The organism is bacterium (assembly GCA_024226335.1).
In the GTDB taxonomy this organism is placed as follows: Bacteria; Myxococcota_A; UBA9160; order SZUA-336; family SZUA-336; genus JAAELY01.
Genome location: JAAELY010000059.1, coordinates 1 through 2,594, shown reverse-complemented (window position 1 = coordinate 2,594; position 2,594 = coordinate 1). Strand labels below are relative to the sequence as shown.

At 61.1% G+C, this 2,594-nt stretch carries 4 protein-coding genes; 2 read left to right on the top strand and 2 right to left on the bottom strand.

The genetic code is table 11. From position 1 onward, the window contains the following. The first annotated feature begins 842 nt into the window (after positions 1-842). Positions 843-1,055, top strand: coding sequence for a type II toxin-antitoxin system HicB family antitoxin (locus tag GY725_02960; protein ID MCP4003136.1), 213 nt, complete (start codon positions 843-845; stop codon positions 1,053-1,055). Beyond that, positions 1,055-1,300, top strand: coding sequence for a type II toxin-antitoxin system HicA family toxin (locus tag GY725_02955; GenBank protein ID MCP4003135.1), 246 nt, complete (start codon positions 1,055-1,057; stop codon positions 1,298-1,300). The genes GY725_02960 and GY725_02955 overlap by 1 nt, the downstream gene beginning before the upstream one ends. A 118-nt stretch (positions 1,301-1,418) precedes the next feature. Here GY725_02955 and GY725_02950 read toward each other — a convergent pair whose 3' ends face one another. Next, positions 1,419-2,222, bottom strand: coding sequence for a class I SAM-dependent methyltransferase (locus GY725_02950; GenBank protein ID MCP4003134.1), 804 nt, complete (start codon positions 2,220-2,222; stop codon positions 1,419-1,421). A gap of 137 nt (positions 2,223-2,359) precedes the next feature. Beyond that, the gene (locus GY725_02945; protein MCP4003133.1) at positions 2,360-2,500 is read right to left on the bottom strand and encodes a hypothetical protein; all 141 of its coding nucleotides are present in this window, start codon (positions 2,498-2,500) and stop codon (positions 2,360-2,362) included. Positions 2,501-2,594: the final 94 nt, after the last annotated feature.

The following is a 2,594-nucleotide window of genomic DNA, read 5'->3' as shown; positions in this document are numbered from 1 at the left end:
TGCTCGGCGAGCAGCTCCTCGCGGTACGCGGCGAGCTTATCCCGGGTTTCCTGGTGCAGCAGAACCTGGTATCGCACGTTGTTCATGGCCCTGCCCCGAGACTACCCTCAGTAGTGAAACCGAGTCATCACACTACCGGATTCTGGAGAAGCTCGGAGAGGGCGGCGTGGGCGAGGTCGCTGGCGAAGCTCGAGGAGATGCTCTCCGTTCCGTCCGAGCTCCCGGCGAGAATACTGACCGTCGATCCTCGGCTAGAGCGTTCCCTGCACGATCCCGCCGACCACCAAGGTGATCCAGAGCAGAATGACCGCGCCGATCCAGGCGACTCGAGTCCTGACGATGTCTTCGGGTGGGTGCATACCAATAATGTACGCCCGCGGTGCGTCGATTACCTCGGGGTGGCCGCACCTTTTTCCCGTGGGACGAACCCTCCCAGGGGACCCGGGGGTTCCCTCATGGCCGTACGGTGGCCACCGCAAGTTACACTTGATACTTGATTATTACAAGTGTATATTGAGCGTATGGCGGTCCACGACGAGATTCTCCACGCGGTGCGCAGGGTCTGTCGCCGGCGCGGCAACTGGCGGTTTCGACCGAACGAAGTCGTTCTGGCGCTCCCGCATCTCAACCCACGGACCGTGCTCACGCATATCGTGAGTCGTTGCTGTGTCAACGCACCGGCTCACCACGCCCACCGGCTGGACTACTTCAGGCGAGTATCGCGCGGTTTGTACGAGGTCCGCCGCCCGTATCGGACCGCCGCCCCGAAGAAGAAGCGACGTACGGTCGCGGAGCCTCGAACAGCCTACGCAACCTACGGGGACGCACCACCTCGAGAAACCGTGCACGCGGTCGTCCGCCGCAATCGCGGATGGTATGTGGGCGAGTGTCTCGAAGTTGCCATCGTCAGTCAGGGCCGCACACTCGACGAGCTGGTCGACGGCCTCCGCGAGGCGGTGCAGCTGCACCTCGAGGACGAAGACGCCGCAGCTCTCGGTCTGGTTCCCGAGCCGAGACTTGCCGTAACCTACGAGCTTCCCGCCCGTGCTCGTTGATGTCGCCCAAGCTTCGACGGCTCACGTCGCGCGAGGTGCCGGCTGCCCTGCGAGCTTTCGGTTTCGAGGTCGTCGCGACACGCGGCAGTCACGCCAAGCTACGACGTGAATTGGCCGACGGGGCCCGGCAAGTACTGACGATCCCGCTTCATCGGGAACTGGCCCCGGGAACACTGCATGCCGTTTTCCGCCAGGCGACCCAATTCATCGCAGCGGACGAGCTCCGACCCTATTTCTTTCGCTGAGCCGGATGGCCATCTTCAAGCAGCGATGCGCCCCATCGCAACGGATCGCCAGGAACGGTGCCCAATGGCCGACCACGGAAATCCTCGGGGTCGCGGGATTGGGTTCGTGCATTGCCGGTTAACCCTTCCGCGCACTACCCAGCAGGACCGAATGAGGAAAAGAGTACCCTCCATCTTGCTCATAGGGTCGCGCGTTCTCGCGTGTCGTCTCTTCTATTTTCTTCTGGGTCTCCGACGGCAACAACGCCATATTGCCCCAGTCCCAAAACCCTTTGAGAACGGGGCTGAGCGAGTCAGTTCTCCATGTCACTCCATGTGTCGAGAGGTTGCAGCCGGCCAGGCCAGCGCCCGTCAGTAGAGGCTCATAGACCATCCGCTCGATGACGCCAAAAAGAGGGCCTTGGGGAAGTTCCTGCAAGTCATGATGTGCCTCGACCGCACCAAAGAACGCCCCGATGCTACTCTGCTCCTCGGGTGCCCCCCAGACCACGAACGCAAAACGTCCACCCGGTTTGAGGACTCGGCTGACCTCTGCAAAGACCGCCTCAGGCCGCGCTAGGTGGTGAACTACGAAATTCGCAACAACAGCATCGAAGGAGCCTGCCTCGAAGGGAAGCTGCTCAGCATCTGCTTCTTGAAACGCAATCTCTGGATGGTTTCTCTGAGCGACTTCCACCATATCTAATGAGAAGTCCACTCCGGTCACGCTTGCGCCAGCCTTAGCCAGTAAACCAGCCACGTGCCCAGGACCGGAACCTATTTCCAGAACCCTCGTCCCCACCCCGATCTCCGCCGCCTCTACTACGAGTGGGACTGTCTCTCTCGTGAAGCCCGCAAACGTCTCATCGTAGCTGTCCGCACAGCGGTTCCATGTGTCGCGCTCATACTTCGCAACCACAGCTGGATCAAAGCCTTCACTCATCGCTTCTCCCCTTATGCCTCTTGCGCTGGTTTTCTAAGATGGTAGAGAAGGCGGTGTGGTCTGGCTAGGATTTCCACCAGTGTCCCGGCATTCCATCCGTTTGCGTAGAATCTGCTCCGTAGAGTCACGCTGCGCTCCTACCGACGCCCCACAAGCTCGTATATGTCGCCGTAGTCCATGTCCTGCGTGTACACCAGGCGCTTCGAGTCCGGGGACCAGCCGCCATTGTGGACGTGCCAGTTCTTCTCAGCGCGAACGACCAGCTCCGGCTCTCCCACGGCACGTGGCAATCCGTCCGGCTCTGACGGTACCTGCAATCTCAAGACGGCCAGCCCCATGCCCATGTGGCCGCGTCCGAAACAGAATGAGACG

What these genes read in the sequence shown, in the direction of transcription:
- GY725_02955 (MCP4003135.1), top strand. Translation starts at nt 1,055, where the DNA reads ATGTCGCCCAAGCTTCGACGGCTCACGTCGCGCGAGGTGCCGGCTGCC.
- GY725_02950 (MCP4003134.1), bottom strand. Translation starts at nt 2,222, where the DNA reads ATGAGTGAAGGCTTTGATCCAGCTGTGGTTGCGAAGTATGAGCGCGAC.